Genomic DNA, 546 nt, shown 5'->3' on the forward strand with positions numbered 1-546 from the left:
GAGGAGATCGAGCAGGCCGAGGAACTGGTGGCGCGGGTCGCGGCGATCGACATCGCCAAGGCGTCAGGCATGGTCTGCGTGCGGGTTCCTCACGAGGACCAGCCCGGCAAGCGTGTGCAACGGGTCTTCAACACCGTCGCGACATCCGGCGCGATCCTGGATCTGGCCGACCACCTGATCTGCCAGGGCGTCACCCGCGTGGTCATGGAAGCGACGTCGACATACTGGAAGCCGTACTTCTTCCTCCTCGAATCCCGAGGACTGGAGTGCTGGCTGGTCAACGCCCGTGACGTCAAGAACGTCCCCGGCCGGCCCAAGACCGACCGCCTGGACGCGGTCTGGCTGGCCAAACTCACGGAACGAGGCATGCTCCGGCCCTCGTTCGTCCCCCCGAAACCGGTCCGTGAGCTACGCGATCTGACCCGGGCCCGGGCGGTCATGACACACGAGCGCACCCGCCACAAGCAGCGCACCGAGAAACTCCTCGAAGACGCCCAGATCAAGCTCTCCACTGTGATCGCCGACATCTTCGGCGTCTCCGGCCGG

At 66.1% G+C, this 546-nt stretch carries 1 protein-coding gene; it reads left to right on the forward strand.

The features are described 5' to 3' along the window. Positions 1-546 (forward strand): IS110 family transposase (locus ACFP2V_RS38520; RefSeq protein ID WP_381221395.1); only part of this gene is annotated, 546 nt, incomplete at both ends.

It is taken from the genome of Streptomyces incanus, from assembly GCF_042656345.1.
Lineage (GTDB): Bacteria > Actinomycetota > Actinomycetes > Streptomycetales > Streptomycetaceae > Streptomyces > Streptomyces incanus.